Origin of the sequence: uncultured Enorma sp., from assembly GCA_905210055.1 — a bacterium.
Lineage (GTDB): Bacteria > Actinomycetota > Coriobacteriia > Coriobacteriales > Coriobacteriaceae > Enorma.
In genome coordinates this window covers 1-2,084 of sequence record CAJLVH010000206.1, presented here as the reverse complement: position 1 = coordinate 2,084, position 2,084 = coordinate 1, and the positions used below count along the sequence as shown (strand labels likewise).

General features: G+C 61.1%; 1 protein-coding gene and 1 pseudogene. Both read right to left on the bottom strand.

Annotated features, from left to right (window positions below):
* Positions 1 to 53 precede the first annotated feature (53 nt).
* Entirely contained in the window at positions 54 to 1,139 is a 1,086-nt protein-coding gene (gene uxuA / locus QZ079_RS09195) for a mannonate dehydratase (protein ID WP_297037547.1), read from the bottom strand.
* A 127-nt stretch (positions 1,140 to 1,266) separates the two neighbouring features.
* Positions 1,267 to 2,084: pseudogene (locus QZ079_RS09190) on the bottom strand (mannitol dehydrogenase family protein); the annotation flags it as partial.

The window sequence follows — 2,084 nt, the reverse complement described above, 5'->3', positions numbered from 1 at the left end:
CCCCCGCAAAAAGGACCCCCCCGCCAAAAGGGACTGTCCCTTCTGGCAGATAGTTACTTCGAGGACTTCTCGATAGCTTCCCACATACCGTTGATGTAGGCGATACCCAAGGCGCGGTCGTAGAGGCCATAGCCCGGACGGCCGGTCTCACCCCAAATCATGCGGCCGTGGTCGGGACGCATGAAGCCCTCGAAGCCGTTGTCGTGCAGCGCCTTCATCATCTTATACATATCGAGCGAACCGCAGGGACTGGGATGCGGGGCCTCGTAGAAGTCCTTGTTGCCCGGCTCCTCGGGTGAAATGTACTTGATGTTGCGCATATGCACGAAGTGGATGCGGCCGCGGCGCGTGAACTCGGCGAGGATGTCATAGATGTCGTTACCCGGCTCCTCGGCGATCGAGCCGCAACAGAGCGTGATGCCGTTGTAGGGCGTGTCGACGGCACTGCAGAGCCAGTCGAGGTCCTCGCGGTTTTTGATAATGCGCGGCAGACCCCACATGCTGTATGGCGGATCGTCGGGGTGGATAGCCATCTTGACGTCGTACTCCTCGCACACGGGCATGATAGCCTCGAGGAAGTACACGAGATTCTCGCGCAGCTTCTCTTCGTCCACATCCTTATAGGCCTCGAACAGGCTCTTCACCTGCGCCAAGCGCTCGGGCTCCCAACCGGGGAGCGTGAAGCCGCCTGAGCCCTCGGCCACGGTGTCGATGATCTCTTGCGGGTCGTCCGGGATGTTCGCCTTCACGAACGCGAGCGTGCTGGAGCCGTCCGGCAGCTTGTAGTCGAGATCGCTCTTCACCCAGTCGAAGACAGGCATGAAGTTATAGCAGATGACCTTCACGCCTTCCTGACCAAGATTCTTGATGGTCTCCTTGTATGCCTCGATGTGCGCGTCGCGCTTATCGGTACCGATCTTGATATCGTCCGAGACGTTCACGCTTTCGATGACCTTGAGCGTGAGGCCGTTCGCCTCGACCATCTCGCGCAGGGCACGGATGCGCTCGCGCGGCCACACCTCGCCCACGGGGATGTCGAACAGGGTGCCTACGATGCCCTTGCAACCGGGGATCTGGCGGATCTGCTCGAGGGTGATCTTCTCCTCGTTCGATCCGTACCAGCGGAATGTCAGCTCCATTGATCTTCCTTTCTGACTCATTTGGGTGACTCATTTGGGGACGGGGTCAAAACGTTGCACTTTGCGTCATAGGGGGACAGGCTCGCCTGCGGGATGGGTTGAAACGAACCCGTCCCCGATCATCCACTTACGCGGTGAGGTACTTCTTGAGAGTCGCGCGCACAGCACCGGGACCTTCGTTGAGCTCGGCGAACATCGCCTCGACGCGCTCGCCCAGACCGGCCTCGTACAGGTCGCAGTCGAAGATCTCCTTGTTGGAGAGAATCGGGCGCACAGCGTTGTGGATGGCAACTGTATCGGTGACGCACAGCTCGATGCCGCCCGCGGCGAGCTTTCCCTGCAGCTCCTCGAGCATCGGATCGGGGCTCGGGGTGAAGTCCTCGCCGAAATCCGTCTTCGCCTCGAGGTAGCGCAGCCAACCAGCGATCACAAGCGGGATGCACACGAGGGAATCCATACTCTTACCAGCGGAAAGATACGCATTGATGGTGTGGCCGTAGCGGATAGGCAGCTTCTGCGAGGTGTCCTGCGCGATGCGCTGCGGGGCATCCGGCAGGCTGGGGTTGGGCAGGCGATGCTCCACGAGCACGTCGATGAACTGCTTGGGATCGATGACCTTGGGGTCGACGACCACGGGCATGCCCTCGCCGTAGCCGAGGCGCTTCACAAGCGCAACGAGCTCCGGGTCGCGCATCTCGTCGGCGATCTTCGTGTAACTCAAGAGGCAGCCGTACACGGCGAGGCCGGTGTGCAGCGGGTTCAAGCAGGTCGTGACCTTCATGGTATCGGCCTTGTCCACGGTCTCGCGATCCGTGAGAATCACGCCGCCCTTCTCGAGCGCCGGTCGTCCGTTGGGGAAGCTATCCTCCACCACGAGGTAGTGCACCTGCTCGGTGTTCGCGAAGCCGGCGAAGTTCACCGGGCCGTTCGGAATGAGCGGCAGGG

Coding starts and splice junctions, on each gene's coding strand:
- uxuA (WP_297037547.1), bottom strand. CDS start 1,139: ATGGAGCTGACATTCCGCTGGTACGGATCGAACGAGGAGAAGATCACC.